Annotated in this window: 27 protein-coding genes and 1 tRNA gene; 19 read left to right on the forward strand and 9 right to left on the reverse strand. The window is 71.3% G+C overall.

Annotation, left to right across the window (positions count from 1 at the left end; translation table 11 throughout):
• Positions 1-87: 87 nt before the first annotated feature.
• Positions 88-2,868 (forward strand): preprotein translocase subunit SecA, encoded by a 2,781-nt coding sequence (secA, locus tag ACIPJY_RS09805; protein WP_400467132.1) that lies wholly within the window; start codon positions 88-90, stop codon positions 2,866-2,868.
• A gap of 715 nt (positions 2,869-3,583) precedes the next feature.
• Here the strand turns inward: secA and ACIPJY_RS09810 are convergent.
• Complete coding sequence (locus ACIPJY_RS09810) at positions 3,584-4,159, reverse strand: Rv3235 family protein (RefSeq protein ID WP_400468172.1); 576 nt, start codon at positions 4,157-4,159, stop codon at positions 3,584-3,586.
• Between the two features lie 13 nt (positions 4,160-4,172).
• Here ACIPJY_RS09810 and ACIPJY_RS09815 point away from each other — a divergent pair, with 13 nt between their 5' ends.
• Positions 4,173-5,672, forward strand: coding sequence for a sensor histidine kinase (locus tag ACIPJY_RS09815; protein WP_132050290.1), 1,500 nt, complete (start codon positions 4,173-4,175; stop codon positions 5,670-5,672).
• A 251-nt stretch (positions 5,673-5,923) separates the two neighbouring features.
• Here the strand turns inward: ACIPJY_RS09815 and ACIPJY_RS09820 are convergent, their stop codons facing one another.
• A complete protein-coding gene (locus ACIPJY_RS09820) occupies positions 5,924-6,172 on the reverse strand; it encodes a WhiB family transcriptional regulator (RefSeq protein ID WP_017888820.1) in 249 nt (82 codons plus the stop codon).
• Positions 6,173-6,437: 265 nt separating this feature from the next.
• On the opposite strand from ACIPJY_RS09820, the gene ACIPJY_RS09825 reads away from it, so the two are divergent.
• The gene (locus ACIPJY_RS09825) at positions 6,438-6,860 is read left to right on the forward strand and encodes a hypothetical protein (RefSeq protein ID WP_400467126.1); all 423 of its coding nucleotides are present in this window, start codon (positions 6,438-6,440) and stop codon (positions 6,858-6,860) included.
• 18 nt (positions 6,861-6,878) lie between these two features.
• Here the strand turns inward: ACIPJY_RS09825 and bcp are convergent, their stop codons facing one another.
• Complete coding sequence (gene bcp / locus ACIPJY_RS09830) at positions 6,879-7,349, reverse strand: thioredoxin-dependent thiol peroxidase (protein ID WP_400467123.1); 471 nt, start codon at positions 7,347-7,349, stop codon at positions 6,879-6,881.
• Positions 7,350-7,462: 113 nt separating this feature from the next.
• Between bcp and ACIPJY_RS09835 the strand changes: the two genes are divergently transcribed.
• The 10 genes from ACIPJY_RS09835 (at position 7,463) to ACIPJY_RS09880 (ending at position 13,440) form a co-directional block, all read left to right on the forward strand.
• Positions 7,463-7,538, forward strand: a tRNA-Lys gene (locus ACIPJY_RS09835).
• A 58-nt stretch (positions 7,539-7,596) separates the two neighbouring features.
• Complete coding sequence (locus tag ACIPJY_RS09840) at positions 7,597-8,037, forward strand: hypothetical protein (RefSeq protein WP_400467120.1); 441 nt, start codon at positions 7,597-7,599, stop codon at positions 8,035-8,037.
• The gene (locus ACIPJY_RS09845; RefSeq protein WP_400467118.1) at positions 8,034-8,510 is read left to right on the forward strand and encodes an ImmA/IrrE family metallo-endopeptidase; all 477 of its coding nucleotides are present in this window, start codon (positions 8,034-8,036) and stop codon (positions 8,508-8,510) included. The genes ACIPJY_RS09840 and ACIPJY_RS09845 overlap by 4 nt, the downstream gene beginning before the upstream one ends.
• Entirely contained in the window at positions 8,507-9,439 is a 933-nt protein-coding gene (locus tag ACIPJY_RS09850; RefSeq protein WP_400467115.1) for a hypothetical protein, read from the forward strand. Before ACIPJY_RS09845 ends, ACIPJY_RS09850 begins: the two co-directional genes overlap by 4 nt.
• 119 nt (positions 9,440-9,558) lie before the next feature.
• The gene (locus tag ACIPJY_RS09855) at positions 9,559-9,771 is read left to right on the forward strand and encodes an SCO4848 family membrane protein (RefSeq protein ID WP_132050298.1); all 213 of its coding nucleotides are present in this window, start codon (positions 9,559-9,561) and stop codon (positions 9,769-9,771) included.
• Between the two features lie 50 nt (positions 9,772-9,821).
• Entirely contained in the window at positions 9,822-10,499 is a 678-nt protein-coding gene (locus tag ACIPJY_RS09860; protein ID WP_400467112.1) for a response regulator transcription factor, read from the forward strand.
• Positions 10,492-11,865: a sensor histidine kinase gene (locus ACIPJY_RS09865; protein ID WP_400467109.1), complete on the forward strand. Its 1,374-nt coding sequence runs from the start codon at positions 10,492-10,494 to the stop codon at positions 11,863-11,865. Before ACIPJY_RS09860 ends, ACIPJY_RS09865 begins: the two co-directional genes overlap by 8 nt.
• Before the next feature lie 48 nt (positions 11,866-11,913).
• Positions 11,914-12,525 carry a PepSY domain-containing protein gene (locus tag ACIPJY_RS09870; RefSeq protein WP_400467106.1) on the forward strand — a complete coding sequence of 204 codons (612 nt, stop codon included), beginning with the start codon at positions 11,914-11,916 and terminating at the stop codon, positions 12,523-12,525.
• A 77-nt stretch (positions 12,526-12,602) separates the two neighbouring features.
• The gene (locus tag ACIPJY_RS09875; protein ID WP_400467104.1) at positions 12,603-13,157 is read left to right on the forward strand and encodes a VOC family protein; all 555 of its coding nucleotides are present in this window, start codon (positions 12,603-12,605) and stop codon (positions 13,155-13,157) included.
• Positions 13,102-13,440, forward strand: coding sequence for a VOC family protein (locus tag ACIPJY_RS09880; protein WP_400467101.1), 339 nt, complete (start codon positions 13,102-13,104; stop codon positions 13,438-13,440). The genes ACIPJY_RS09875 and ACIPJY_RS09880 overlap by 56 nt, the downstream gene beginning before the upstream one ends.
• Here ACIPJY_RS09880 and ACIPJY_RS09885 read toward each other — a convergent pair.
• On the reverse strand, positions 13,437-14,012 hold the full coding sequence (locus ACIPJY_RS09885; protein WP_400467098.1) for a TetR/AcrR family transcriptional regulator: 576 nt from the start codon (positions 14,010-14,012) through the stop codon (positions 13,437-13,439). The two genes, ACIPJY_RS09880 and ACIPJY_RS09885, sit on opposite strands and share 4 nt — an antisense overlap.
• Positions 14,013-14,085: 73 nt before the next feature.
• On the opposite strand from ACIPJY_RS09885, the gene ACIPJY_RS09890 reads away from it, so the two are divergent.
• Positions 14,086-15,021: an aldo/keto reductase gene (locus ACIPJY_RS09890; RefSeq protein WP_400467095.1), complete on the forward strand. Its 936-nt coding sequence runs from the start codon at positions 14,086-14,088 to the stop codon at positions 15,019-15,021.
• Here the strand turns inward: ACIPJY_RS09890 and ACIPJY_RS09895 are convergent.
• Both ACIPJY_RS09895 and ACIPJY_RS09900 read right to left on the reverse strand, forming a co-directional pair.
• Positions 15,018-15,323, reverse strand: a complete 306-nt coding sequence (locus tag ACIPJY_RS09895; RefSeq protein ID WP_400467092.1) for a hypothetical protein — start codon at positions 15,321-15,323, stop codon at positions 15,018-15,020. The genes ACIPJY_RS09890 and ACIPJY_RS09895 overlap by 4 nt on opposite strands.
• Before the next feature lie 94 nt (positions 15,324-15,417).
• Entirely contained in the window at positions 15,418-16,959 is a 1,542-nt protein-coding gene (locus ACIPJY_RS09900) for an amino acid permease (RefSeq protein WP_400467091.1), read from the reverse strand.
• Positions 16,960-17,288: 329 nt separating this feature from the next.
• Here ACIPJY_RS09900 and ACIPJY_RS09905 point away from each other — a divergent pair, with 329 nt between their 5' ends.
• The 4 genes from ACIPJY_RS09905 to ACIPJY_RS09920 all read left to right on the forward strand — a co-directional run bounded on the left by ACIPJY_RS09905 (position 17,289) and on the right by ACIPJY_RS09920 (position 21,748).
• Positions 17,289-18,614, forward strand: a complete 1,326-nt coding sequence (locus tag ACIPJY_RS09905) for a glycine betaine/L-proline ABC transporter ATP-binding protein (RefSeq protein WP_400467406.1) — start codon at positions 17,289-17,291, stop codon at positions 18,612-18,614.
• Positions 18,611-19,588, forward strand: coding sequence for an ABC transporter permease (locus tag ACIPJY_RS09910; RefSeq protein ID WP_400467088.1), 978 nt, complete (start codon positions 18,611-18,613; stop codon positions 19,586-19,588). The genes ACIPJY_RS09905 and ACIPJY_RS09910 overlap by 4 nt, the downstream gene beginning before the upstream one ends.
• A 14-nt stretch (positions 19,589-19,602) precedes the next feature.
• Positions 19,603-20,517, forward strand: a complete 915-nt coding sequence (locus tag ACIPJY_RS09915) for a glycine betaine ABC transporter substrate-binding protein (protein ID WP_400467085.1) — start codon at positions 19,603-19,605, stop codon at positions 20,515-20,517.
• 70 nt (positions 20,518-20,587) lie between these two features.
• Positions 20,588-21,748: a mechanosensitive ion channel family protein gene (locus tag ACIPJY_RS09920; protein ID WP_400467082.1), complete on the forward strand. Its 1,161-nt coding sequence runs from the start codon at positions 20,588-20,590 to the stop codon at positions 21,746-21,748.
• 91 nt (positions 21,749-21,839) lie between these two features.
• On the opposite strand, the gene ACIPJY_RS09925 is transcribed toward ACIPJY_RS09920, so the two are convergent.
• A complete protein-coding gene (locus ACIPJY_RS09925; RefSeq protein ID WP_400467079.1) occupies positions 21,840-22,031 on the reverse strand; it encodes a hypothetical protein in 192 nt (63 codons plus the stop codon).
• A gap of 86 nt (positions 22,032-22,117) precedes the next feature.
• Here ACIPJY_RS09925 and ACIPJY_RS09930 point away from each other — a divergent pair, with 86 nt between their 5' ends.
• Positions 22,118-23,269: an SLC13 family permease gene (locus ACIPJY_RS09930; protein ID WP_400467077.1), complete on the forward strand. Its 1,152-nt coding sequence runs from the start codon at positions 22,118-22,120 to the stop codon at positions 23,267-23,269.
• Positions 23,270-23,406: 137 nt separating this feature from the next.
• Here the strand turns inward: ACIPJY_RS09930 and ACIPJY_RS09935 are convergent, their stop codons facing one another.
• Together ACIPJY_RS09935 and ACIPJY_RS09940 are read right to left on the reverse strand one after the other, a co-directional pair.
• Positions 23,407-24,378 (reverse strand): magnesium transporter CorA family protein, encoded by a 972-nt coding sequence (locus ACIPJY_RS09935; protein WP_400467074.1) that lies wholly within the window; start codon positions 24,376-24,378, stop codon positions 23,407-23,409.
• Between the two features lie 52 nt (positions 24,379-24,430).
• Complete coding sequence (locus ACIPJY_RS09940) at positions 24,431-26,896, reverse strand: hypothetical protein (RefSeq protein ID WP_400467071.1); 2,466 nt, start codon at positions 26,894-26,896, stop codon at positions 24,431-24,433.
• Positions 26,897-26,907: the final 11 nt, after the last annotated feature.

Consider the following 26,907-nt stretch of genomic DNA (forward strand, 5'->3'; position numbering starts at 1 on the left):
GTTCACAGCCCACCGTTCGACCGGGTTGCTAGCATGACTGGCTGATCGGACGCGCCGACCGCGCGCGACGACCTGTAAGGAGTTCACGTGGCAAACGTGCTGGAGAAGGTCCTCCGCATCGGCGAAGGACGCACCCTCCGTCGGCTGAAGGCGTACGCCTCGGCGATCAACGACCTCGAGGACGACTTCTCGACCCTCACCGACGAGGAACTCCAGGACGAGACGAAGGAGCTCCGCGAGCGGTACGCCAACGGCGAGACCCTCGACGACCTCCTGCCCGAGGCGTTCGCCGCCGTGCGCGAGGCAGCGAAGCGGACGCTCGGCATGCGGCACTTCGACGTGCAGCTCATGGGTGGCGCCGCACTCCACCTCGGCAACATCGCCGAGATGAAGACCGGTGAAGGAAAGACCCTCGTCGCCACGACGGCCGCGTACCTCAACGCCATCCCGTCCCGCGGCGTCCACGTCATCACCGTCAACGACTTCCTGGCGTCGTACCAGTCCGAGCTCATGGGCCGCGTGTTCCGTGCGCTCGGCATGACCACCGGCTGCATCGTCGCGAACCAGTCCCCGGCCGAGCGCCGCGAGCAGTACGCCGCCGACATCACCTACGGCACGAACAACGAGTTCGGATTCGACTACCTGCGCGACAACATGGCGTGGCAGGCAGCCGACATGGTGCAGCGCGGCCACTTCTTCGCGATCGTCGACGAGGTCGACTCGATCCTCATCGACGAGGCCCGCACGCCGCTCATCATCTCCGGCCCCTCCTCGGGAGAGGCCAACCGCTGGTTCACCGAGTTCGCCTCCATCGCGAAGCGCCTCACCGCGGGGGAGGACTTCGAGGTCGACGAGAAGAAGCGCACCGTCGGCGTGCTCGAGCCCGGCATCGAGAAGGTCGAGGACTACCTCGGCATCGACAACCTCTACGAGTCGGCGAACACCCCGCTGATCTCCTTCCTCAACAACGCGATCAAGGCCGACGCCCTGTTCAAGCGCGACAAGGACTACGTCGTGATGAACGGCGAGGTGCTCATCGTCGACGAGCACACCGGACGCATCCTGATGGGTCGTCGCTACAACGAGGGCATCCACCAGGCGATCGAGGCGAAGGAAGGCGTCGAGGTCAAGGCCGAGAACCAGACCCTCGCGACCGTCACGCTGCAGAACTACTTCCGCCTGTACCAGAAGCTCTCCGGCATGACCGGTACCGCTGAGACCGAAGCGGCCGAGTTCATGTCGACGTACAAGCTCGGCGTGGTCCCGATCCCGACGAACCGCCCGATGCAGCGCATCGACCAGACCGACCTCGTCTACAAGAACGAGAAGGCGAAGTTCGAGCAGGTCGCGAACGACATCGAGGAGCGCCACGAGAAGGGCCAGCCCGTCCTCGTCGGCACCACGAGCGTCGAGAAGTCCGAGTACCTCTCGAAGCTCCTCGCGAAGAAGGGCGTCAAGCACGAGGTCCTGAACGCGAAGAACCACGCCCGTGAAGCCGCGATCGTCGCACAGGCCGGTCGCCTCGGCGCCGTGACCGTCGCGACGAACATGGCCGGCCGTGGTACCGACATCATGCTCGGCGGCAACGCGGAGTTCCTCGCCGTGCAGGAGATGCACGCGAAGGGCCTCTCGCCGACCGAGACCCCGGAGGAGTACGAAGCCGCCTGGGACGAGGTCTTCGCCAGCCAGAAGGCCGTCGTCGAGGAAGAGGGCGACAAGGTCCGCGAGGCCGGCGGTCTCTACGTCCTCGGCACCGAGCGTCACGAGTCCCGCCGCATCGACAACCAGCTCCGTGGTCGTTCCGGCCGTCAGGGCGACCCGGGCGAGAGCCGGTTCTACCTGTCGCTCACCGACGACCTGATGCGCCTGTTCAACTCCGGTGCCGCCGAGAGCCTGATGGGCCGCTCGAACGTCCCGGACGACCTGGCGATCGAGAACAAGCTCGTCGGCCGTGCGATCCGTTCGGCCCAGTCGCAGGTCGAGGGCCGCAACGCCGAGATCCGCAAGAACGTCCTCAAGTACGACGACGTCCTGAACCGCCAGCGCGAAGCGATCTACAGCGACCGCCGGCACATCCTCGAGGGCGACGACCTGCACGAGCGCACGCAGTCGTTCCTCAAGAGCGTCATCGACGACGTGATCGACACCCACACCGGTGAGGGCTCCCCGGACGACTGGGACCTCGACGCGATGTGGACCGAGCTCGGCACGCTGTACCCGATCTCGATCACCATCGACGAGGTCATCACGGAAGCGGGGTCGAAGGGCAAGGCGACGCGGGAGTTCCTCGGCCGCGAGATCCTCTCCGACGCCAAGCTGGCGTACACGCAGCGCGAGGAGACCCTCGGCGAAGAGGCCATGCGCGAGCTCGAGCGTCGCGTCGTGCTCTCCGTGGTGGACCGCCGCTGGCGCGACCACCTCTACGAGATGGACTACCTCAAGGACGGCATCGGCCTCCGTGCGATGGCCCAGCGCGACCCGCTCGTCGAGTACCAGCGCGAGGGCTACGCCCTGTTCCAGAACATGATGGGGCAGATCCGCGAGGAGTCCGTCGGCTTCCTGTTCAACCTCGAGGTGCAGGTCCAGTCGGACGGCGAGAACGCGGTCATCGAGGCGAAGGGCCTCGCCGAGGAAGAGGTCGCCGGCCTCGAGTTCTCGGCTCCGTCCATCGACGGCGAGGTCGAGGTCCGTGACGAGCGCGGCCGCCTCGAGCAGGCCGCCACGGCACTCGCGCAGCGCGCCCAGGCCGAGGAAGAAGCGGCCGCGGTCCCCGAGAAGGGTTCCGCGTTCGGCTCGGCCGCCACGGCGACCGGCCAGGCCGCCGCGACCAACCGCGCCGACCGTCGTCAGGCCGCCAAGAAGGGCTGACGCCACCACGCTCCGGACGGGAGGCCCGGTGCCAGCTGGCACCGGGCCTCCCGTCCGTTTGGCGCCCGCGTCCGGCCGCGGCGCCGCTCCCGCGCCGAGACGCCGCCGATTCCGGCGGCGCCTCGCCCGCCTGGCGGCGCTTCGCGCCCCTCGCCGGCGTCAGTGCGCCTCGCACCTGCCGAGGCGCCACTTCGGCGCCGAGGCGCCGCCCTCGGGCCGAGACGCCGCCGATTCCGGCAGCGTCTCGGCCGCCGAGCGGCGCCTCGGGCGCCTGGCGGCGCTTCGCGCCCCTCGCCCGCGTCAGCGCGCCTCGATTCTGCCGAGGCGCCGCCCTCGGGCCGAGACACCGCCGATTCCGGCGGCGCCTCGCCCGCTGTGCGGCGTCTCGGGCGCCTGGCGGCGCTTCGCGCCCCCGCCGGCGTCAGCGCGCCTCGCACCTGCCGAGGCGCCACTTCGGCGCCGAGGCGCCGCCCTCGGGCCGAGACGCCGCCGAATCCGGCGGCGTTTCGGCCGCCTGGCGGCGCCTCGGGCGCCGAGAGGCGCTTCGCGCCCGCGGCCCGTGCCGCGGCGCCCGCTTCCGGCCGTGGCGCCTCCTCCGCGCCGAGGCGCCGCCCTCGGGCCGAGACGCCGCCGAATCCGGCGGCGTTTCGGCCGCTCGGCGGCGCCTCGCCCGCCTGGCGGCGCCTCGGCCGCCTGGCGGCGCCTCGCGGCCGCGTCAGAGCACGCCGATGGCGGTCGCACGCCAGCGGCCGGAGCGCTCCTCCAGCCGGATCGCCACCGCCCGGGCGTGCGACCGCGTGTGCACGACGACGCTCGCCTCCGCCACGCCCTCCCGGGGCCGGCAGACCAGCACGCTCCCGACCCGGATCGAGGGCCGCCGGCGCCGACGCCGAGACACCGAACGCGCCCGGGCCGCGAACGCCGCACGCTGCTGCAGGTGCCGCTGCACGTCCTCGGTGATCCAGCGGGCGATGCTGTCGACCTCGCGGGCGCCGGAGAGGATCTCCGCCACGCACAACGCCAGCGCCCGAGCGGTCTCCTCCGGATCTGGGACCACCGCCGAGTCCCCGGCGCGAACCACTGCGGTACCGACCGCGGGGTCCTCACGTGGTCGGTCCCCGCCCGGTGGATCCAGCCGGTCCGGCTCGTTCGCATCGTCCTCGATCCGCTGTGCTTCCCGCGCCACCCCGGCCCCTTTCGTTGGTGGGCTGAGCGTAGGACGTATGCAACATGTGAAATTCAAACCCGCCGGACCTGTGGATGGAGTCGATTTGTCCACAGCCCGGCGCACCTAGACTGGGCCGGTGTCGACCCTCAGTGATCTCGTCCTCGCACAAGGCCGATCCTCCGAAGCGGACGTGGAGTGGCTCCACCTGCTCGTCGGGGACTGGCAGCTCCTCTCCGACCTGTCCTTCGCGGACATGGTCCTGTGGGTCCCCACCGCCGAGGACGGCTCGTTCGTAGCCGTCGCGCACGCCCGCCCGTCGTCCGCAGCGACGCTGTTCTACCGCGACATCGTCGGCCAGGAGATCCGCGAGGAGTGGCGCGAACAGGTCACCGAGAGCTTCGCCGGCGCGAAGGTCGTCGACTCCGCGGAACCGGACTGGTACGAGGACACCCCGACCCGCGTCCGCGCGATCCCGGTCCTGCGGCGCCTGAGCCCGAAGAGCAAGCAGACGACGGACCGCCCGATCGCGGTCGTCACGCGGCACTCGAACCAGGACGAGATGCGCACCCCGAGCCGTCAGGAGCTCAACTTCACCGCGAGCGCGAACGACCTGTTCGGCATGATCGCGACGGGTGACTTCCCGGACCTCGGCGCACCGGCCGGACCGCGTCGTGGGGCTCCGCGCGCGAGCGACGGGCTGCTCCGTCTCGACACGAACGGCATCGTCACCTTCGCGAGCCCGAACGGCCTCAGCGCGTTCAACCGGATGGGCTTCGAGGGCGAGCTCGAGCGGAAGTCCCTCGCCGAGGTGACGACCGAGCTCCTCGGCCAACAGCTCGACGTCGACGAGTCCCTGCCCCTCGTGGTCACCGGTCGTGCCCCGTGGCGTGCCGACATCGAGTCGAAGGGCGTCACCGTCACGCTCCGTTCGATCCCGCTGCGCGACCACGGTGAGCGCATCGGCGCGGTGGTGCTCTGCCGTGACGTCACCGAGATGCGGCACCAGGAGCGGGAGCTCATCACCAAGGACGCCACCATCCGGGAGATCCACCACCGGGTGAAGAACAACCTGCAGACCGTGGCCTCCCTGCTGCGCATCCAGGCGCGTCGGACCCACTCCGACGAGGCCAGGACGTCACTGCAGAACGCGATGCGCCGCGTCGCCGCGATCGCCGTCGTGCACGACACCCTGTCGACCGGCCTCAGCCAGAACGTCGACTTCGACGAGGTGTTCGACTCCGTGCTGAAGCTCGTCACCGAGGTCGCGGCCTCGCACAACACCACGGTCCACCCGAAGAAGACGGGGGAGTTCGGGGTGCTCCCATCGGAGGCCGCGACGCCGCTCGCACTCGGGCTCACCGAGCTCGTGACGAACGCGGTGGAGCACGGGCTCGACGGTCGCGACGGCGAGGTCGAGATCGTCGCCCGCCGCTCCGACGACCACCTGTCGATCCAGGTCCGTGACAACGGTGTCGGGCTGCCCGAGGGCAAGGTCGGCTCGGGGCTCGGCACGCAGATCGTCCGCACGCTCATCCAGGGCGAGCTCGGCGGCACGATCGACTGGCACACGCTGACCGGCAGCGGCACCGAGGTCACCATCTCGATCCCGTTCCGGTGGGAGACCGCTGCCGCGTAGCGGCACCGTCGCACAACCAGAAGCAGTCCGCACCACGCGATCGCGTGGTGCGGACTGCGTTTGGTTGTGCGAGTCCGGTTGGGGGGGGGGGGGGATGCGACGCGAGCGCCTGGAGGCCCGGCGCGCGTCCGGCGGACCGGCACCCGGCCTCCAGGCGGTCGCCGTGACGGCCGTCCGGACGTCTGCGGTGCGCGCACGACGACGCCCGCCGCGCCCCGGAGGGCGCGACGGGCGTCGTCAGGACTGCTGCGTCAGGAGGCGCGGCGAGCGCGGGCGGCGCGGCGCTTGAGCGCGCGACGCTCGTCCTCGCTGAGACCACCCCAGACGCCCGAGTCCTGGTTGTTCTCGAGGGCGTACTGCAGGCACATCTCGGTCACGGTGCAACGCGCGCACACCGACTTCGCCTTCTCGATCTGGTCCACGGCCGGCCCGGTGTTCCCGACGGGGAAGAAGAGCTCGGGGTCCGCGGTGAGGCAGGCAGCCTTGTCACGCCAATCCATGTGGTGGTGCTCCTTGATGTCGATGCTCGAACGGCAGGCCGGGGCCGTGGTTCGGGGCTCGAGGACTCTGCACATGCTCATGTGACGTACGGGAGGATCCTGTGGGGAGGAGAAACCGTGCGGGGAGAGTCCGACGCCCGCGAACGCTCGGGGGAGGAGCGTCGAACCACGGGAGACGCACACCACATCGTGCCGTCCAAACGACCTCGAACATCGTTCCATACTGGTATGGCCAAATCAAGGGTTGCAATCCTGGAGGATCACTGTGTCTGAGCCCACCTCGAACTCACCCGAGGCCACCGAACCGAGGTCGCGGGCGATGATCGTGCTGCTCGTGGTCCTCGCGCTGGAGTTCCTCGCGCTCGTCGTCACGACGGTCGCGCTCCTCGTGGAGCTGCTCGTGTCGCCGGCGTCGAGCGTCGCCTCCGGGATCGCCCTCGTGGTCCTCACCGCGATCGCGGCACTGTGGCTCGGGTCGATGCTCGTCGGCCTCTGGCGCGGACGCTCGTGGGTCCGCAGCGGGATCATCGTCTGGCAGGTGCTGCAGGGCGCGCTGGCGATCGGTGCGTTCCAGGGCGTCTTCCGTGTGCCGGCCGTCGGGTGGGCGCTGCTCCTGCCGGCGCTCGTCGCCATCACGCTCGTGCTCTCGAAGTCGGTGACGGCCGCCCTGGCGCGTCGCGTCGAGTAGACGCGCCAGGGGCTCGGCTCAGACCAGCCCGAGCTTCTTGCGCAGGCTCGCCACGTGCCCGGTGGCCTTGACGTTGTAGAGCGGGAGCTGGACGGTGCCGTCCTCGGCGACGACGATCGTCGACCGGATCGTGCCGGTGACGATCTTGCCGTAGTTGTTCTTCTCGCCCCAGGCGCCGTACGCCTCGTGCACGGCGAGGTCCGGGTCGCTCAGCAGCGGGAAGGTCAGGGCCTGCTCGTGGCGGAAGCGCTGCAGCGCGGGCAGCTCGTCCTTCGACACGCCGAGGACCTCGTACCCGGCGGCCTGGAGCGAGGACATGTTGTCCCGGAAGTCGCACGCCTCGGTGGTGCAGCCCGGCGTCGACGCGGCGGGGTAGAAGTACACGATGACCTTGCGTCCCCGCAGGGATCCGAGGGTGTGCTCCACCCCGTCCTGGTCCTGCAGGGTGAAGTCGGGGGCGGTGTCGCCGGCGGCGAGACGGTCGGTCATGGTGCTCCTGTTCGGTCGATGCCCGGCGGTGGTCACGGGCACGCAAAACCCATGCTATTGTTGATTCCCGTTGCGGCACACAAGCCAAGACGAGCGGTGGGAGACCAGCGCATGCACCTCTAGCTCAATTGGCAGAGCAACTGACTCTTAATCAGTGGGTTCTCGGTTCAAGTCCGAGGGGGTGCACCACGATCCGAACCCCTGCTCCGGCAGGGGTTCTCGTGTATCCGGAGGGGGTCGGGGAACGATGATCACCAGGGAGCCCAAGGGTGGGGCACTCGACGCTGCCGAGCTCGCTCGCCGTCTGAACCTCCTGCTCGACTTCGAGGAGTCCCAGCGCGGCGCGCCGGTGCCCTTCTCCGCGATCGAGGAGTACGTCGACGCCCGCGGGGGATCGTTGTCCCGCGCGAAGTGGACCTACATGATCTCCGGCGCCGGCCGTCGCAACCGCGACACCGCGCTGCTGCAGCTGCTGGCCGGCTTCTTCGAGGTCGACGAACGCTTCCTGCTCGAGGACAGCGACGTCCCCGAGCGCATCGGCGCGCAGCTCGCGCTCGTCCGCTCGCTCCGGTCGGCTCGCGTCAGCGGGTTCGCCGCGCGGACGTTCCCGGGGGAGCTCTCACCGGAGGCGCTCCGGCGGATCGCCGCGGTGATCGAAGAGGAATCGCAGCGCGGGATCGTCCCGTGAGCTCGCGGGTGGGCGGTACCGGGCAGCTCGACGCCTTCTGGGAGCGCGGTCACGCCGAGGGCTGGGCGGACGTCGACCGTGCCGTCACCGCGGCCGCCGAGATCGTCGGCAAGCCGATCGTCGTCCGCGAAGAGGCGTTCCTGGCGTCCGAGCCGGTGTGCGGCTTCGTCGCGACGCTCGAGCACCAGCACCTCATCATGATCTCGCCGACCTCGTCCGGCACCTTCCGCTCGTTCGTGATCGGGCACGAGCTCGGCCACGTCCTGCACGCCCACCACGAGGCGTCGGCGCAGTCCGCGTACATCCGCGACGTGATCCCGGACCTGCCCGAGTACAAGGTCGAGCGGGCGATGGCACGGGGGCTCTTCGAGAACGCCTACGAACGCGAGGCCGAGCTCTTCGCCGACCGGCTCGCGCAGCTCATCCGCGGCCACCGCGACCGGCCGAGCGCCTTCCGCGGGGTGTTCGGGTGACGGCGGTGCTCGCCGTCGCGCAGGCCGTCCTGCTCGTCGCGGGCGCCGTGACGCTGTTCGTGCTGCAGCGCGGGCAGGACCGGACCCTCGCGGTCACTTTCCTGCTCTTCTGCGCGACGATCGTCACGAACGTGGACCCGCTGTACCGGTGGCTCGACCCGCTGTTCGGCGGGTTCAACGTCGTCACCGTGATCAGCGACTGCCTGATGATCGCGGGCACCAGCACGCTGCTGTGGGGCGTCGCGAAGGCCGTCGGGGCCGCGGGACCGTGGCTCCGGAACGCGATCGTCGTGTCCTGCGCGGTCGTCGGTGTGGTGATCGTCACCGCGTTCGTCGTGCTCGACAAGCCGGCCACCACGACGACGTTCATGCTCGTGGCGGGGGACCACGCCGCCGCCGCGGTCTACTCGATCGCGCAGACGCTGTACCTGGGCGTCGCACTCGGGGCCACCGGCGTGATCTGCGTCCTGCGCGTCCGCGAGGCCCGGACCCGCACCGACCTGGTCGGCCTCTGGGTCCTGGTCGTCGGCGGGCTGTTCGGTGTCGTCCGGATGGTCGTCGTCGTGGTGATGGACCTGGCGCACGTGGGCGGCGACATCGCCGTCACCCGCGCCCTGTCGACGCCGTACGACGTCACCACGCCCGGCGCGGTGATCTGCGTCGCGTCGGGGATGCTGCTCCTGGTGATCGGACACCGGGTCGCGCGTGCTCGTCGAGCGAACGCCGTCGAGTCCGCGATCCGGACGCTCGAGCCGATGCACGCGCGGCTCGGCACCGACAACGAGTACCCGGCCTCCGACGACCCCGCGACCCGCTTGAGCCGGCTCATCGTGGAGATCAACGACGGCGTCCGCAGTTCGCGGGCAGCCCTCAGCGACCGCGAGCGTGCGGTGCTCGCCCGGGCCGAAGCGGCGCTGGACCTCGCGTAGCACCCTCCGGCCGTGTAGGGTCTGTAGCAATTGCTACGTTCTGCCGTGGTGATCGCCGGTGGGACTCGGCCGCGTTGGGGGCGGCCGAGCACCACCGATCTCCTCGGTAGGCTGCTGGGGTGTTCGTCTTCGCCGCAGTCGTCCTGTTCGTCGGTGCCCTGTTCAACCTGATCGCCTGGCCGCGCTTCTTCCAGCGGGTCGCGAAGGACTCCAGGGCCCGTGACGCCGCCGGCCGCCCGACCACGTTCTACACGGTGCACCTCGTGCTGCTGCTCGTCGCGCTGGCGATCACCGCGGCGTCGATCGTCGCCGGGATCCTGCTCCTGGTCTGAGCGGACCGCGCTTCAGGAGTGCTTCAGCGCCGCCCGGGACAATACGGACCATGCGCGTGCTGGTGGTCGACGACGAGGTCCGCCTCGCTGACGGCATCCGCCGTGGGCTCGAGGCCGAAGGGTGGGCGGTCGACGTCGCCCACGACGGCGTCGACGGGCTCTGGCACGCACGGGAGTTCACGTACGACGCGGTCGTGCTCGACCTGATGATGCCCGGCATGAGCGGCTGGGCGGTGTGCGAGCAGCTCCGCGCCGAGGAGAACTGGACGCCGGTCCTCATGCTGACCGCCAAGGACGGGGAGTGGGACCAGGTCGAGGCGCTCGACGCCGGTGCCGACGACTACGTCACGAAGCCCTTCTCGCACCCCGTCCTGGTCGCCCGGCTCCGCGCGCTGGTCCGGCGAGGCGCCCGTGCCCGCCCGAGCGTCCTGACCGTGGGGGACCTGCGGCTCGACCCCGCTGCCCGGACGGCGTCGCGCGGTGGTGCCCCGCTCGACCTGACGAGCCGGGAGTTCGCGGTGCTCGAGTTCCTGGTCCGCCGCGCCGGCGAGGTGTGCTCGAAGCGCCAGGTGATCGAGAACGTCTGGGACGTCGACTTCGACGGCGACCCGAACATCGTCGAGGTGTACGTCGGGCACCTGCGGCGCAAGGTCGACCGGCCCTTCGGACGGGCGAGCATCGAGACGGTCCGGGGTGCCGGGTACCGGCTGGCGGCCGAGGATGCCTGAACGCCGTGCCAGCCGTCCCCGGACCGGCCGTCCCCGTGCGGGCCGTCCCCTGGCTGGCCGTCGGCCCCGGAGCGTCCGCGCCCGGACCACCCTCGCCGCGGTCGTCCTCGTCTCCGCCGCGCTCGTCCTGGGCTCCGTCGCGTTCGTGACGGTGCTGCGGCTGGTGCTCGTCGACGGTGTCCGATCGAGCGCCGAGAGCGGTCTGGAGCAGGCGTCCGCCCGGGTCGAGGCCGACGGCGCCTCCGCGGTCGACGGGTACGACGAGGTGCTCGTGCAGGTCGTCGGCGAGGACGGCCGGGTCATCGCGCACGGCGACGACGCCGACCCGCCGGCCCTCCCGACCGCGGACGAGTCCCGGTACTCCCACGACGGCGAGCGGTGGCTGCTCGTCGCGGACGACGTCGACCTGCCGGGCGGGTCCGAGGCGACCGTGGTCTTCGGGGCGTCGCTCGACGCTGCGGACACCGCGACGACGGCGGTGACGGCCCTGCTGGCGGTCGGTGTCCCGGTGCTCGTCACGCTCATGGGCATCGGGACGTGGATCGTCGTCGGCCGGTCGCTCCGGCCCGTCGAACGGATCCGCACCGAGGTCGCGGGCGTCGGCGGCGCGTCCCGGAGCGCGCGTGTGGCCGTCCCGGACACCGGGGACGAGGTCGCTCGCCTCGCGCACACCATGAACGAGATGCTCGAGCGCCTGGAGCGGTCCGCTGCGGTGCAACGGCGGTTCGTCTCGGACGCCTCGCACGAACTCCGGTCCCCGATCGCATCGGTGCGCCAGCACGCCTCCGTCGCACGGGCGCACCCGGACCGGATCGCGATGACGGAGCTGGCCGACGTCGTCCTGGCGGAGAACGACCGGCTCGCGGCGCTGGTGGACGGCCTGCTCGAGCTCTCCCGTCTCGACGAGCGGGGCATCGGGGACCGGCGTCCGGTGGACCTCGACGACATCGCGCTCGCCGAGGTCAGCCGGATCCGCTCCGCGGGGGCCGTCCGCGTGGACGGCTCGGGCATCGGAGCGGCGCGGGTGCTCGGTGACGAACGGGTGCTCGCGCGCGTCGTGCGCAATCTCGTCGACAACGCCGCCCGGCACGCGTCGACGGGCATCGCCATCGGGGTCCGTTCGATCGGCGGCACGGCCGAGCTGGTCGTGGACGACGACGGCGCCGGGGTCCCGGAGGCCGACCGGGAGCGCGTGTTCGACCGGTTCGTCCGCCTCGACGAGGCGCGCGCCCGCGACGACGGCGGTTCCGGACTCGGGCTCGCGATCGTGCGGGACGCGGTGGTCGCGCACGGCGGGACGGTGACGGTCGAGGACGCCCCGACGGCAGGCGCGCGGTTCGTCGTCCGCATCGCACTCGGGGGCTGAACAGGCGGCTTCAGGTCCGCTTCAGCACCGCCACGGCACGCTCGACCCATGACCACCACCGACATGCCCCGCCTCCGCCGCACCGCCGTCTCCGCAGCAGTCCTGATCGCCGGCGCCCTCGCCGTCACCGGCTGCGCCGGCGCTTCCGACACCGCATCGGACTCCCGCTCCGCGTCGTCCACCTCGGGTGCTGCGAGCAGCGGCGCGACGACGACCGCCGCGTCGAACGACGCCCTCACGGCCGCCGCCGCGACCGCGCTGGACACCGTCGGGTCCGGCACCGTCATCTCGATCGAACAGGAGCAGAACGGCACCGCCTGGGAGGTCCTCGTGGTGACGGCGGACCGCGCCGAACACGAGGTCCACACCGACGCCAGCGGCGAGGAGACCACGGGGACGCCCCGCGTGGACGACTCCGACGCCGAGGACCGTGCCGAGAACCAGCGCTTCGTGGACGCCGCGGAGATCGACGTGGTGGACGCCGCCGGCCGGCTGCAGGACACCGTCGCCGGGACCGTCACCGAACTCGGACTCGACGACCACGCCGGCACGATCGTCTGGGAGGGCGACGTCCGGGACTCCTCCGGCACGAAGCACAGCATCCGCATCGACGCCGGCTCCGGCGACGTCGTGACGAACACCGTCGACACCGACGACTGACCCGTCGCGGCGACCGGCCGGTGTCGGCGAGGCGGTGTAGACCGGGGCGCACCACCCGGACGTGATCGGAGCCGATGATGACCGACGCAACACCGCGCAGCTACCCGCAGGGCGTCCCGAGCTGGGTCGAGGCACGGCACCCCGACCCGAACGCGGCGGCCGTCTTCTACGGCGAGCTCTTCGGCTGGGACCTCGAGGAACGGATGCCGCCCGGTGCGCCCGGGTCCTACCGGATCGCCACCGTCGGCGGCCGCGACGTCGGCGCGATCACCACGAGCGAGGACCCGGCGGCGTGGACCACGTACATCGCGGTCGACGACGCCGACGCGACCGCGGCCCGGGTCGTCGACCTCGGCGGCAGCACGGGGACGGCGACCGATGCCGGTCCCGGGGGCAGCGCCGGGCGCGGTGTGGACTGCATCGATCCCCGCGGCGCGGCGTTCTCGTTGTGGCAGGCCCGGGAGCGGCTGCGGATCGCAGCACGTCAACGCACCCGGTGGATGGGTCTTCAGCGACCTGCGCTCCCGCGAGCCCGAGGCGGCGTTCGCGTTCTACGAGGCGCTGTTCGGCTGGCAGGTGTCCGGGATGGACGAGGGACCGAGCGTGATGATCCGGCTCCCCGGGTACGGTGACCACCTCGCGGCGACCTCCGACCCGGAGATCCGGCAGCGGCAGTTCGGCGCGCCCGACGGCTTCGCGGACGTCGTCGGCGCACTGGCCCGGATCGACGACGGGCACGACGACTGGCACGTGTCCTTCAGCGTCGCCGACCGCGACGTGGCGGCCGACCGGGTGGTGGAGCTCGGTGGTCGGCTCCTCGGCACCTGGGAGGGCCACTGGACGCGGGCCGCGGAACTCGTGGACCCGCAGGGTGCGACCTTCCGCGTGACGCAGTTCGCCCCGGACGCCGCCTAGGCCCGGAGGCCGCCCACGACGATGTCGAGCAGCCGACCGGTCTGCTCGGGGTCCGTGGTGTCCCTGGTGGAGAGCAGCACCCCGATGAGTGCGGCGGTGACGTCGTCCGCGACGACGTCGTCCCGGAGGGTGCCGTCCGACGCCCCCGCGTCGAGGAACCGCTGCACCGCCGCGTTCACCCGGTCCCGGGTGTGCACGGTCTCGGCGGCCCCGCGCAGCGCCCCCACCCGGACCGTCTCCGCCATGCCCCGCTTGGCGGCGACGAAGCGGGCGTACCGGTCCGCGAACGCCCGGAGCGCCCGGTCGGCCGGTGCGCTGGCGACCAGGGCGTCGACGGTCGCGAGCACCGCGTCGAGCTCGGCGCCGTAGACCGCCGCGACCAGGTCCTCCCGCGTCGGGAAGTTCCGGTACAGCGTCCCGATGCCGACCCCGGCGGCACGCGCGACGGCCTCGAGGGACGCGTCCTCGCCCGCCGTGGTGAACGCGGTGCGTGCGGCGTCGACGAGCGCGGCGCGGTTCCGGGCGGCGTCCGCGCGGGGGCGACGTGTCGCCGACGGACCGGGGCTGGACAAAGTGGAGGCTCCTCCGGTTATGCTGAGGTCAAGCGGAGGTTCCTCCGCTTCCGACAGAATAGCGGAGGCAGACATGCAGCAGGACACCCGAGACCCACGGCCGGGCGGGACGTACCGGCTCGGCGCGCACGACGTCGCCCGGATCGGCTACGGCGCGATGGCGCTCGAACGCCTCGCCGAGGACCCGGACGCCGGTGTGGCGCTGCTGCACCGTGCGGCCGAGCTCGGCGTCGACCACGTCGACACCGCGGACTTCTACGGCGACAGCGTGGCGAACGACCTGATCCGCCGGGCGTTCGGGACCGGCGACGCCGTGACGATCGTCAGCAAGGTCGGGGCGGTCCGTGTCGACGCCCCCGTGCCGCTCGCCCTCGCGCAGCGGCCGGCCGAACTCCGCGCCCAGGTCGAGGCGAACCTCCGGACGCTCGGCCGCGACCGCATCGACGTCGTGAACCTCCGCCGTGCGGAGCTCGGCCCCGGGCTGATCGCCGAGGGGGAGCAGCTCGTCGACCTCGACGACCAGCTCGCCGAGATGACGGCGATGCGGGACGAGGGGCTCATCGGCGCGATCGGGATCAGCGCGGTCTCTGCCGACACCGTCCGCCGGGCGCTGCCCGCCGGCATCGTGTGCGTCCAGAACGCGTACTCGATGGTGGCCCGCGGATCGGAGGAGCTGCTCGACCTCTGCGTCGCGGAGGGCATCGCCTGGGTGCCGTTCTTCCCGCTCGGCGGGGCGTTCCCCGGCCTGCCGAAGGTGGCGGACGAGCCCGCCGTGCAGCGCATCGCTGCGGACCTCGGGCGCACGGCGTCCCAGGTCGGGCTGGCGTGGCTCCTCGGCCACGCGCCGGACGTCCTGCTCATCCCGGGGACGTCGAGCGTCCGGCACCTCGAGGAGAACGTCGCCGTCGGGTCGATCGTGCTCGACGACGCGCAGACGAGCGCGCTCGACGCCGTGTGGGGCGAGCGGCACGCGAACGCGTCGGCGGCCGAGCCCGAGTGGACCGCCTAGGACGACGCGGGGGTCGGTGCCCCGAGCACCCGGCGGAGCGCCAGCGCGGCGACCTGCTCGTCCGACGTGTCGAGCAGCACGCGGAAGGTGTCGTCGGCCGTCATGAACTCGACGCACACGGCGTCGAAGTCGCACGGCTCGATGCGCCACCCCGTGACCGAGTCCATCGGCACCGCGGTGACGACGTCGCGCTCGTAGCTCGTCTCGGCGTGCACCCGGTCGGGGAACACCCGGACGCGGCCGACGCTCCCACGCCACGTGAGCTGCAGGTCGAAGGTCGGTGGAGCAGAGCGGTCCGGCACCCGCTGATCGTACTGGCGGATGCCGGACACTCGGGGACGGATCGTGGCCGTCGCGCTGTGCGGACAGAGCGCGTCGCGCCGCGCGTGCCGCGGATCAGTGCTGGTCGTCGTCCTCCGGCGCGCGGCGCACCTGGTTGGCGGGGTCGCGACCGGTGATCGGGTACGGCCCGGTCACGCCCTGCCGGAGCGCCGCGATGCGCAGGATGCGGTCGCGCTGCAGGAACCAGCCGACGATGAGCAGCGGGATCACGATCACGAGGGACGCGATCGTGTACGTGCCGACGGGGTAGTCGATCGCCATCAGGACGATGACGGATGCCAGGAACGCGAGCGTCAGCCACGACGTCACCGGAGCGCCGGGCAGCTTGAACGTCGGTTCCTTCGCCAGTCCCTGCTTGGCCCACGACCGCAGGCGCATCTGGCAGAGGATGATCGTGCCCCACGCCGTGATGATGCCGAGGCTCGCGATGTTCAGCGCGATCTCGAACGCCTGGCTCGGGACGAAGTAGTTCAGCACGACGCCGGCGACCGTGAAGCACGCCGTCAGCAGGATGCCGGCGTAGGGCACACCGCCGCGGGACATCTTCGTGGTCCACTTCGGCGCGGACCCGTTCATCCCCATCGAGTGCAGGGCGCGGCCGGTGGAGTACAGCCCGGCGTTCAACGACGACAGTGCGGCGGTGAGCACCACGAAGTTCATGATCGAACCGACGATCGCGCCGACCTGCGGGTTGCCGATCGAGGAGAAGAACGTGACGAACGGGCTCTGCCCCTCCTTGTAGGCCGTGTACGGCAGCAGGAGCGAGAGCAGGACGACGGACCCGACGTAGAAGACCGCGATGCGGAAGACGACCGAGTTGATCGCGCGGGGGATGACCTTCTCGGTGTTCTGCGTCTCGCCGGACGCGGTGCCGACGAGCTCGATCGCGGCGTACGCGAACACGACGCCCTGCACCACGAGCACGGTCGGCAGCAGACCGTTCGGCAGCAGCCCGCCGTTGTCCGCCCAGATCGAGAACCCGGTCTGCACCTGCTGTCCGCCGGCCTCCACCGGGAACGCCCAGATCAGCCAGACGAGCCCGATCACCAGGAAGGCGACGAGCGCGGCGACCTTGATGATCGCGAACCAGAACTCGAGCTCGCCGAACAGCTTCACCGCGACCATGTTGGCGGCCAGGACGACGAGCAGGGCGATCAGCGCGAGGAGCCACTGGGGCGCCGACGTGAACGCCGACCAGTAGTGCAGGTAGACGGCGACGGCGGTGGTGTCGACGATCGAGGTCATCGCCCAGTTGAGGAAGTACATCCAGCCGGCGGCGTAGGCGAACTTCTCGCCGTAGAACTCGCGGGCGTAGGAGATGAACGAGCCGGACGACGGACGGTGCAGCACGAGCTCGCCGAGTGCACGGAGGATGAAGAACCCGAAGACGCCCGCGATGAGGTACACGACCGCGAGCGCAGGGCCCGCGGTGTGCAGCCGTCCACCGGCGCCGAGGAAGAGCCCGGTACCGATCGCGCCGCCGATGGCGATCATCTGCAACTGCCGGGGCTTCAGACCGTGCTGGTAGCCCTCTTGCTCGTGCGAGAAGTCGTTCGCGGGCGCTCGGTCCACGCCGGTGTCGTTCTGCGCTGTCATGCGCGACACGCTACAGGTGCACCGGAATCGTGGTGCGGCACCGGCACACCCCGATTCGCGATGGGGGACGAGTCTCGGTAGCGTTGAACGTCCCCTCAGGGACACCGACGATCAGGACGCGTCCACCGCAGCAGTTGCCGCGGCGGCCGTACGGTCGGCCGGACCGGGGTCGTCCCGAGTACGACCCCCGCGTGCGGGATCGCTCGCCCAGCGCTGACGCGCAGGGCTCGACGCGGTCCCGACGAACAGGGTGCCGGACGACCCGTTCGCAACCACACCGTGTCGCCGTGCGCCCGTGCGCCGCGATCACGCGAGGAGCACCGTTGACCATCGCACCACCCCAGGAAGCGCAGGACCTCCGCACGCCGGAGGAGCCGCGCGACACCCCGGCAGTCCGCGTCCGTGACGTCACGAAGGTGTTCGGCCGCAAGCCGGCCGAGGCCGTCCGCCGTATCGCCGCCGGCGCCTCCCGCGACGACGTCCGCGAGCTCGGCTCTGCGGCCGTCATCGACGCGTCGTTCGACGTCCGCCCCGGCGAGATCTTCGTCGTGATGGGCCTCTCCGGCTCCGGCAAGTCGACCCTCATCCGGATGCTGAACGGCCTGCTCGAGCCCACCGCCGGCTCGGTCGAGATCGGTGGCCGGACCATCACGAAGGCCGCTCCGAAGGAGGTGCGGGACATCCGCCGCTCGAGCGTCTCGATGGTGTTCCAGCACTTCGCGCTCCTGCCGCACCGCACCGTCATCGAGAACGTCGCCTACGGCCTCGAGGTGAACGGCGTCGGCAAGGCCGCCCGGTTGGCGAAGGCCCGCGAGGTCATCGACCTGGTCGGGCTCGAGGCATGGGCCGACGCCAAGCCCGACGAGCTCTCCGGCGGCATGCAGCAGCGTGTCGGCATCGCCCGCGCGCTCGCCGCGGAGACCGACGTCCTGCTCATGGACGAGGCGTTCAGCGCCCTCGACCCGCTCATCCGCCGCGAGATGCAGGAGCAGCTCGTCGACCTGCAACAGCGGCTCGGCAAGACCATCGTCTTCATCACGCACGACCTCAACGAGGCGATGTTCCTCGGCGACCGGATCGCCGTGATGCGCGACGGCCGCATCGTCCAGATCGGCACGCCGGAGGACATCCTCACCGACCCGGCGAACGACTACGTCGCCCAGTTCGTGCAGGACGTCGACCGTGCCCGGGTGCTCACCGCCGCGAGCGTGATGGAGCCGGCCCGCGCGGTCGTCCCGGTCACCGCGGGACCCCGCGGGGCGCTCCGTGTCATGCGGGACCTGCAGACCGCGGCCGTGTTCGTCACCGGGCGTGGCCGGAAGCTCGAGGGCTGGGTGCGCGACCGCCACGTGATGCGGCAGGTCAAGGCCGGCGACACGAACCTCGACGCGATCGTCAACGCCGAGTACGCCCAGGTCGCGCCGGAGACCGCGCTGACCGACCTGTTCGAGCTCGCCGTCGAGTCGCCGCTGCCCATCGCGGTGGTCGACGACGAGGGCCGTCTGCTCGGGGTCGTCCCGCGCGTCACGCTCCTCGCGGCGCTCGGCAACGTCCCGACGACGACGAGCCCGATCCAGACGCTCGAGCCCGTCACCCGCATCTCGAACGACGACCTGGACGAGACGCTCGCCACCACGGAAGGGACGAACGCATGATCACCCCCGGTACCAACTCCTTCGGTGACTTCCACCTGCCGCTCGGCACCTGGGTCGCCGCGGTCGTCGACTGGATCACGACCTACCTGTCCGGCGTCTTCGACGTCGTCCGCTACGTCTTCACCTGGATGGACGCGTGGATGGAGTACTTCCTCTCCACGCCGCCGTTCTGGGTGATCACGCTCGTTCTGGTCGCGCTGGCCTTCGTCGCGAAGGGCTGGAAGCTCGCGCTCGGTGCCGCGATCGGCCTGCTGTTCATCGTCAGCGTCGGGCAGTGGACCAACGCGATGGACACCCTCGCGCTCGTCATCGTCGCCGCCGGGCTCGCCGTCGTGTTCAGCATCCCGCTCGGGGTCTGGGCCGCGCGCTCCGACGGCGCCAGCCGGGTGATCCGGCCCGTGCTCGACTTCATGCAGACGACCCCGGCGTTCGTCTACCTCATCCCCGCGCTGCTGCTCTTCCGCGTCGGCGTCGTCCCCGGCATCGTCGCGACGATCGTCTTCGCGATGGCCCCCGGCGTGCGGCTCACCGAGCTCGGCATCCGCGGCGTCCCGAGCGAGGTCGTCGAGGCCGGCGCCGCGTTCGGCTCCAGCCCGTGGCGCATCCTCCGCCAGATCCAGCTGCCCCTCGCGAAGGCCAGCATCATGGCCGGCGTCAACCAGGTCATCATGCTGTCGCTCTCGATGGTCGTCATCGCGGGCATGGTCGGTGCCGGCGGCCTCGGCGAGCAGATCGTCGCCTCGCTGAACCGCATCGACGTCGGTCTCGGTGCCGAAGCCGGTCTGTCGGTCGTGGTCCTGGCGATCCTGCTGGACCGCCTCACCGCAGCGCTCGGCGGCGGGGCGAGTGGAGCCTCCCGGCTGTGGCGGCGTGACCGCAGGCCGGCCGCGACAGCGACGCCGGACGCGGCGACCGCGCAGACCACCGCCACCACGGAGGCGACCGCCTCCGACCGTCAGACCGTCGACGCGTGAGGAAGGACCCCACCATGAAGCGCACCAAGCGAATCGTCGCGACGCTGGCCCTGGCCGCCGCGACCGCCGTCGGGCTCTCCGCCTGCATGCCGCCCGGGTACTACGGGGCCACGGGCACCGTCGCGAACGGCGACCAGGAGTCGATGTCGATCGTCGTCTTCAACGGCTGGGACGAGGACACCGCCGCCAGCCAGCTCTGGAAGTACGTCCTCGAGCAGAAGGGCTACGACGTCCAGCTCACCAACGCCGACGTCGCCCCCGCCTACCAGGGGCTGTCGTCCGGGGACTACGACGTCGTGCTCGACACGTGGCTGCCGAACACGCACAAGCAGTACATGGACAAGTACGGCGACCAGCTCACCGACCTCGGTGCCTGGAACGAGCAGGCCTCGCTCGAGCTCGCCGTGCCGGAGTACTCGAAGATCGACTCGATCGCGGACCTGAAGGCGAACGCCTCGGACTTCGGGAACAAGGTCATCGGCATCGAGCCGGCCGCCGGTGAGACCGCGGTCGTGCAGGACAAGGTCATCCCGCAGTACGGCCTCGGCTCGATGGACTTCATCACGAGCTCCACGCCGGCGATGCTCGCCGACCTCAAGGCCGCGATCGCCAAGAAGGAAGACGTCGTCGTGACGCTGTGGCGTCCGCACTGGGCGTACGACGCGTTCCCGATCAAGGACCTCGAGGACCCGAAGGGCGCGCTCGGCAAGAACGAGGAGATCCACACCATCGCCAAGAAGGACTTCGCCAGCGACTTCCCGCAGGCGTCGAAGTGGATGCGGGACTTCTCGATGGACTCCGACACGCTCTACTCGCTGGAGAACGCGCTGGTCAACAGCGGGGCGAAGGCGAGCGAGTACCCGGCGATCACGGAGAAGTGGGCGTCCGAGCACCAGGACTACGTGGACTCGCTCACGTCGTCGAAGTAGCAGCACCACCCTGACAGGAGGCACGGTGCCAGCTGGCACCGTGCCTACTGTCCGTTGGTTGCATGGTGGGATGGACATCCTCCTCCGACTCCTCGTCGCGGTCGGGTTCGCCCTGCTCGTGACCGCCGTCGCCTCGCTCGTCCTGCACCTGGTCTTCCGGGCGCTCGGCCGCCGCGAGCGCTGGGCAGCCTCGTTGTCCAGGCGCACGAAGCACCCCACCAGGACCCTGCTGCTCGTGGCGCTGCTCTGGACGGCGTTCGCGTCCTCGATCCCCGCGACGTCCGCGTACGAGTGGCGCGCGACCGTCTCGCACGTGTTCCTCGTCGTCACGATCGGCGTCGGCACGTGGTTCGCCTGCGGCCTCGCGATCTTCCTGGAGAGCCTCGGCCTGCACAAGTACCGCGTCGACGTCCCGGACAACCGGGTCGCCCGGCGCATCCGCACCCAGGTGCTCATCCTCCGTCGGCTCACGGTCGCGGTGCTCGTCATCATCGGCGTCGGCGCGATCCTGCTCACGTTCCCGGGTGTCGAGGCCGCCGGCGCGAGCGTCCTCGCCTCCGCCGGTCTCATCTCGGTGATCGCCGGGCTCGCGGCGCAGTCCACGCTCGGCAACGTCTTCGCCGGCATGCAGCTCGCGTTCTCCGGGTCGATCCGCGTCGACGACGTCGTCGTGGTCGAGACCCAGTGGGGACGCATCGAGGAGATCACCCTGACGTACGTGGTCGTGCACCTCTGGGACGACCGCCGGTTCGTGCTGCCGTCGACGTACTTCACCTCGACGCCGTTCGAGAACTGGACCCGCACGAACAGCGAGCTCCTCGGCGCGGTGGAGTTCGACCTGGACTGGCGGGTGCGCCCCGGCGAGATGCGGGTCGAGCTCGACCGGATCCTGGACCGCACCGAGCTCTGGGACCAGCGGGTCAAGGTGCTCCAGGTCACCGACGCCGTGCAGGGGTACGTGCGTGTCCGGGTGCTCGCGACGTCGCACGACGCGCCGTCGCTGTTCGACCTGCGCTGCTACATCCGCGAGGAACTCGTCGACTGGCTCCAGCGCACCCACCCGGACGCGCTCCCGATCCAGCGCGTGCAGATGGTGGACGAGGCCGCGCCGCGCCGACGGAGCGCGTCGACGGCGTCCGACTCGGCGCTGTTCACCCCCGACCAGGACGACCGTGCCGCGCTCTTCACGGGGCCGATCCAGACGGCGCGCATCCCGCGATCGGAGCAGTAGGCGCGTTCCGCGCCGGGGGCGCGTCGGCGCAGAAGGGAGGCCCGGTGCCAGCTGGCACCGGGCCTCCCGTTCGTCTCGTGGAGACGTCAGATCACGGCTGGCGTGCGCGGACCGCGCGGTCGTCCTCGACGACCGTGCCGATCGCCACGATCGTGGTCGACAGCCACGCCACCCACGTCAGCGCCAGGCGCCAGTCGCGCGGACCCTGCCGTGTGGTCTGCAGCACGCTGTAGCCGCTGATGATCGAACTCCACACCGCACCGTTGAACAAGAACTTGCGCACGGATTCCTCCTGTCGTCGTCGGACACCACGGTACTGGTCTGTACATTGGAGCGCCGCCGCTCGCGGCCGCTCATGGAGGAGTCACCGTGCGTCAAGCCGTCATCGGGGCAGGTCTGTTGGTCGTCGGCGCGGTCTGCGTCGCCCTCGGACTGCTCCCCCTGCCCGACCTCGGCGAGCTCGCCGACCGGGTGCTGCCCGTGCTCGGGTTCGTCCTCGGGCTGACGATCGTGTCCGAGCTCGCCGCCGACGCCGGGGTCTTCGACCGTCTGGCGGACGTCGCGGCCCGGATCGGTGGCGGCCGGACGATCGGGCTCTGGGGCGCGGTCGTCGTGCTCGCCGTGCTCTGCACCGTGTTCCTGTCGATCGACACCACCGCGGTGCTGCTCACCCCGATCGTGATCGCCCTCGCCCGGCGCGTCGGACTCCCGCCGATGCCGTTCGCCCTGACGACCGTCTGGCTCGCGAACACCGCGTCGCTGCTGCTGCCCGTGTCGAACCTGACGAACCTGCTCGCGGTGGACCGCATCGGACTCGACGGTCCGATCCCGTTCGCCGGGCTGATGCTCTGGCCGGCGCTCGCCGGGGTCGTCGTGCCCTGCGCGGTGCTGCTCGTGGTGTTCCGCGGCAAGCTCTTCGGCCGGTACACCCCGGTCAGCGTCCGGCGTCCGTCCGACCCGGTGTTCTTCGGCGCGGCGTCGGTCGTCCTGGTGGCCCTCGTCGTGGCGCTCACCGCCGGGGTCACCGTCTGGATCGCCGCACTCGCCGCCGCCGCACTGCTCGTCGTCGTCGCGGCGTTCCGGGCGCCGTCCGAGCTCCGGCCGTCCCGGGTGCCGTGGTCGACGCTGGTCTTCGCCGCGGGGCTGTTCGTCGTCGTCGAGACGCTGCACACCACCGGGGTCACCGACCCGATCGTCCGGGCGCTGTCCGGGGGGACCGGCACCGGGTCGTTGCTGCTGCTCGGGGGAGCGGGCGCGGTCGCGGCGAACGCGATCGACAACCTGCCCGCGTACCTGGTGCTCGAGCCGGCCGCCGGGCACGAGGCCCTGCGCTACGCGGCGCTGCTCATCGGGGTGAACGCCGGGTGCCTCATCACGCCGTGGGCATCGCTCGCGACGCTGCTCTGGCACGCCCGGCTGTCGGCCGAGGGCATCCGGCTCTCGTGGGGCCGGTACATGGCGCTCGGCTGCGTGGTCGCCCCGCTGACGGTGGTCGCGGGCGTGCTGGCGCTCGCGCTGTAGCGCGGCGCGGCGCGCGCGCGGCGCGGTTGCAGTGTGCGAGGTTCCGGACACGGTGCGACCCGCGCTGCCTCGCACGGTGTCCGGCACCTCGCACACTGCGGCGGCGCCTCGCACCGTGCGAGGGCGGCGCGCGGCGGCTAGAGCCAGTCGCGGGCCTTGAAGACGCGGTACAGCACGAGCGACGACACCACGATGAGCGCGACGGACACGAGCAGTCCGCTCCACTGCCCCTCGCCCGGGAACGAGACGTTCTGCCCGAAGAACCCCGTGATGGCGGTCGGGATCGCGATGATCGCCGCCCAGCTCGTCACCTTCTTCATGACCGTGTTCTGCCGGTTCGACGCCAGGTTCAGGTTCGTGTCCAGCACGCTCGACACCGCGTCCCGCAGCTGGTCGACGGAGTCCGCGATGGTCACCAGGTGGTCCTCGACGTCCCGGAAGTACGGCCGGATGCCGTCCGAGATCGTCTCGGCGTCGCCGTGCAGCAGGGAACCGACGCTGTCCTTCGTCGGGACCACGAGCCGCCGGAGCACCCCGAGCGCCTTGCGCAGCCCGAACGACCGGCGCTGGATCTGCTTCTCGCGAGCGTCGCCACGTTCGAACAGGTCGTCCTCGAGCGTGTCGATCTCCTTCTCGATCGACGCGACGGTGGCGCTGGCATGGTCGACCACGGCATCGAGGAGGGCCCAGACGAGCCACGGGACGCCGTGGTCGGCCATGTCGGCGTTCGTCTGGAGCCGCCGTTCCATCGCGCTCGCGTCCACGTCGGCGCCGTGGATCGTCACCAGCGCCCTGCGCGTCACGAAGGCCTTCACCTCGTGCGTGACGAGCTCTCCCTCGTCGTCCCGTCCGCTCACGTCGTAGACGACGAGGAAGAGGCTGTCACGGTAGCGGTCGAGCTTCGGGCGCTGCCCGCGCTCGACCGCGTCCTCGACGGCGAGCGCGTGGATGCCCAGCTCCTGCTCGATCTGTTCGAGGTCCGCCGCGTCGGGGTCGGTGTAGTCGATCCAGACGACGACGTCCTCGTCGGCGACGAGGTCCGACACCCGCTCGACCGGGAAGTCCCGCTCCGCTGCCGAACCGTTCCGCCACGAGCGTGTGCTGACCATGCTCCCGAGCCTAGTGACGCGCGACTCGGTGCCCGGCCGGGCGGGCCGCGGCTCAGTACCCGGCGACGAGCTCGCCGTCCTCGACCTTCAGGTACTCGTAGACGTCGAACGAGTCCTCGTCGTGCCCGGCGTCCCCGAAGAACGACGTGTAGTCGTAGCCGATCACGCCGTCCGAGGTGCTCGTCACCTGCACGCTGCCGGACACCGTGGTCTCGACCTTGAGCTTCGGCATCGTCTTGACCTGGTAGTGCACGGCGCCGTCGGCGTCGTACGGGCCGTACCAGGGGCACCCGTCGAGGGCGGAGACGTCGGTCTTGGCGGCACAGGCGGTGATCTGGTCCGTGACGAACCGCTCGGCGTCCGTGGTGAGCTGTTTCGTCGCCTTCGGCTCGAAGTCCAGGTAGGGGCTGGTGGACGCCCCGACCGACACCGTCTTCGTGCCGCCGGTGAAGTACTTCGACCCACCGACCCGCACGCTGTAGGTACCCGGGTACGCCAGCGAGCGGAACGACCCGTCGGTGATCGTGCCGACCCGCTTCCCCCCGACGCTCACCGGTGCACCCTCGAGCGCGGACGCTGCGGTGATCGACACGGTGTCGGCGAGCGGGGTCGTGACGCGCCACTCGTCCTTCACGAGCCAGCTCGTCCCGGTGCGGCGGAGCTCGACCTGCCCGGAGCGGTTCTTGCCGCCCTGGGTGTAGCTCACCGTCGCCGTCGCGCGGTCCCCGGCGGTGGTGACACGACCGACGCGGACGTCGCTCGGGCGGTTCTCGGCGCTCTTCAGGACGGCGGGGGCGAACATCGTGGCGTCGTCCGGCACCTCGCTCATGTCCTCCGCGGTGGCGGCGTCACCGCGGGCGATGGCGTCGACGTACGAGCGGACCGTCGGTGCCGGACCCCAGACGTTCGAGCGGAGCACGCCGGTGGTGACGGCACCGGCGACGATCACGACGACGACGGCGCCGCCGGCGATGAGGGAGCGGACCAGGACCTTCTTGGCGCGCGGCGACATCGGCGCGGGAGTGCCGGCCCCGACGAACGGCGCGGCTGCGCCCGGCGGGACGAACGGCGCAGCAGCACCGGCACCCGGAGCGCCGTCGCCGGACGACCCGGGCGTCTCGGGCGCGTCCGCGGCAGCTGTGGACGACCAGGTCGGCACGACCGCTGGCCGCGGGTCCGACCCGACGAGCCGCGACGTCATCAGGAGCACGCGGCCGCCGAGCCGGGGGAGGAGCACCGGCGCCAGGTACCGCGCCACGACCTCGATCGCCCCGCCCCACAGTGCGAACACGAGCGGCGTCCACGGGGCGACGCCCATCGACCCGGTGCCGGAGACGGCACTCGACCCGGTGGCGCTGTACGAGAAGACACCGGTCCCCAGCACGAAGAGGACCAGGCCGGCGACGAGCCAGACGGCCGGCGTGACGACACAGTCGAGCGTGGTGCGGGTCCGGTCGTTCCGGCGGACCGCGAGCGCGAGGCCGGCGGCGACGGCGGTGACCAGGACGAGGAGCACGACGAGCCACAGCCAGCCGGAGGACCCGCTGAAGACCGATGCGGTCTGCGTGAGGCCACCGGCACCGGCGACGCCGACCCCGCCGAGGAACCCGAGCCCCACGAGGGCGAGCGACAGGTTGCCGATCACGAGCGGCAGGGCGGCGCCCCACGACGGCTGCGCGACCAGGGCGACCACGATCAGCACGACCGCGACGAGCACGACGACCGTGCCGATCTGGAACACCGCGATCCGGGCCGTGCCGAGGGCCCGTGCGGCGAACACGCGGCCACGGGCGAGGACCGACGGGCTCGCGAGGAACGCGGACAGCGCGCCGACGACGAACGCGCCGAGGACGCTGCCGACGCCGACCGCGTGCACCGCGCTGATCGCGACACCGGACGACGACGGGAAGCGGATCGCGAGCACGAGGCCGGCGAGCGTGGTGAAGGCCGTCAGCACCAGTCCGGTGACGACCGACGTGACGACGAGCTGCCACGTGCCGAGCGCCCGGCTGCGGACGCGGCGGGTGAGCACCACCGCGAGCACGACCTGGGCGGCCAGGACCAGCGCGGGCACGAACCCGAGCGAGGCGGACCCGGCGACCCCGAGCAGCGGGATCGAGCCGGAGAGGTGCAGGCGACCGAAGTCCGCGAGGGCGACGAGCTGCGCCGGCGCACCGAGCAGCACGCTGACCCCGGAGAGCAGGCTCTGCACGTCCGGCGCAGCGCTGCCGAGCGAGGAACCGGAGTCCGGCAGGGTGGCGCCGCCGATCGACGAGCCCCCTGATCCGCCGGCGGCGGCGACGGCGACCGTCAGCAGCAGCGAGATCCCGGCGACCACGTACGCGGCGACCCAGGCGCCGACCCCCGCGAGCACGGCGGCGAGCCAGTCGCGGCCGCCGATCGACCGGAGCAGCCGCCCGAACGGATCAGTCGGACCAGAACCAGCGGCGGCACCAGGACCCGAACCAGGACGAGGACCAGGTGCGGGCGGGCCAGACACGCCAGGGTTGTCGCTCACGGCGGATTCCT

Source organism: Curtobacterium sp. NPDC090223 (assembly GCF_044746585.1).
Lineage (GTDB): Bacteria > Actinomycetota > Actinomycetes > Actinomycetales > Microbacteriaceae > Curtobacterium.

Excerpts from the sequence above, each read along its gene's own strand:
- ACIPJY_RS09820 (WP_017888820.1), bottom strand. The coding sequence starts at position 6,172 with ATGGATTGGCGTGACAAGGCTGCCTGCCTCACCGCGGACCCCGAGCTC.
- bcp (WP_400467123.1), bottom strand. The coding sequence starts at position 7,349 with ATGACCGACCGTCTCGCCGCCGGCGACACCGCCCCCGACTTCACCCTG.
- ACIPJY_RS09840 (WP_400467120.1), top strand. The coding sequence starts at position 7,597 with ATGATCACCAGGGAGCCCAAGGGTGGGGCACTCGACGCTGCCGAGCTC.
- ACIPJY_RS09860 (WP_400467112.1), top strand. The coding sequence starts at position 9,822 with ATGCGCGTGCTGGTGGTCGACGACGAGGTCCGCCTCGCTGACGGCATC.
- ACIPJY_RS09865 (WP_400467109.1), top strand. The coding sequence starts at position 10,492 with ATGCCTGAACGCCGTGCCAGCCGTCCCCGGACCGGCCGTCCCCGTGCG.
- ACIPJY_RS09870 (WP_400467106.1), top strand. The coding sequence starts at position 11,914 with ATGACCACCACCGACATGCCCCGCCTCCGCCGCACCGCCGTCTCCGCA.
- ACIPJY_RS09875 (WP_400467104.1), top strand. The coding sequence starts at position 12,603 with ATGACCGACGCAACACCGCGCAGCTACCCGCAGGGCGTCCCGAGCTGG.
- ACIPJY_RS09890 (WP_400467095.1), top strand. The coding sequence starts at position 14,086 with ATGCAGCAGGACACCCGAGACCCACGGCCGGGCGGGACGTACCGGCTC.
- ACIPJY_RS09900 (WP_400467091.1), bottom strand. The coding sequence starts at position 16,959 with ATGACAGCGCAGAACGACACCGGCGTGGACCGAGCGCCCGCGAACGAC.
- ACIPJY_RS09910 (WP_400467088.1), top strand. The coding sequence starts at position 18,611 with ATGATCACCCCCGGTACCAACTCCTTCGGTGACTTCCACCTGCCGCTC.
- ACIPJY_RS09915 (WP_400467085.1), top strand. The coding sequence starts at position 19,603 with ATGAAGCGCACCAAGCGAATCGTCGCGACGCTGGCCCTGGCCGCCGCG.
- ACIPJY_RS09920 (WP_400467082.1), top strand. The coding sequence starts at position 20,588 with ATGGACATCCTCCTCCGACTCCTCGTCGCGGTCGGGTTCGCCCTGCTC.
- ACIPJY_RS09935 (WP_400467074.1), bottom strand. The coding sequence starts at position 24,378 with ATGGTCAGCACACGCTCGTGGCGGAACGGTTCGGCAGCGGAGCGGGAC.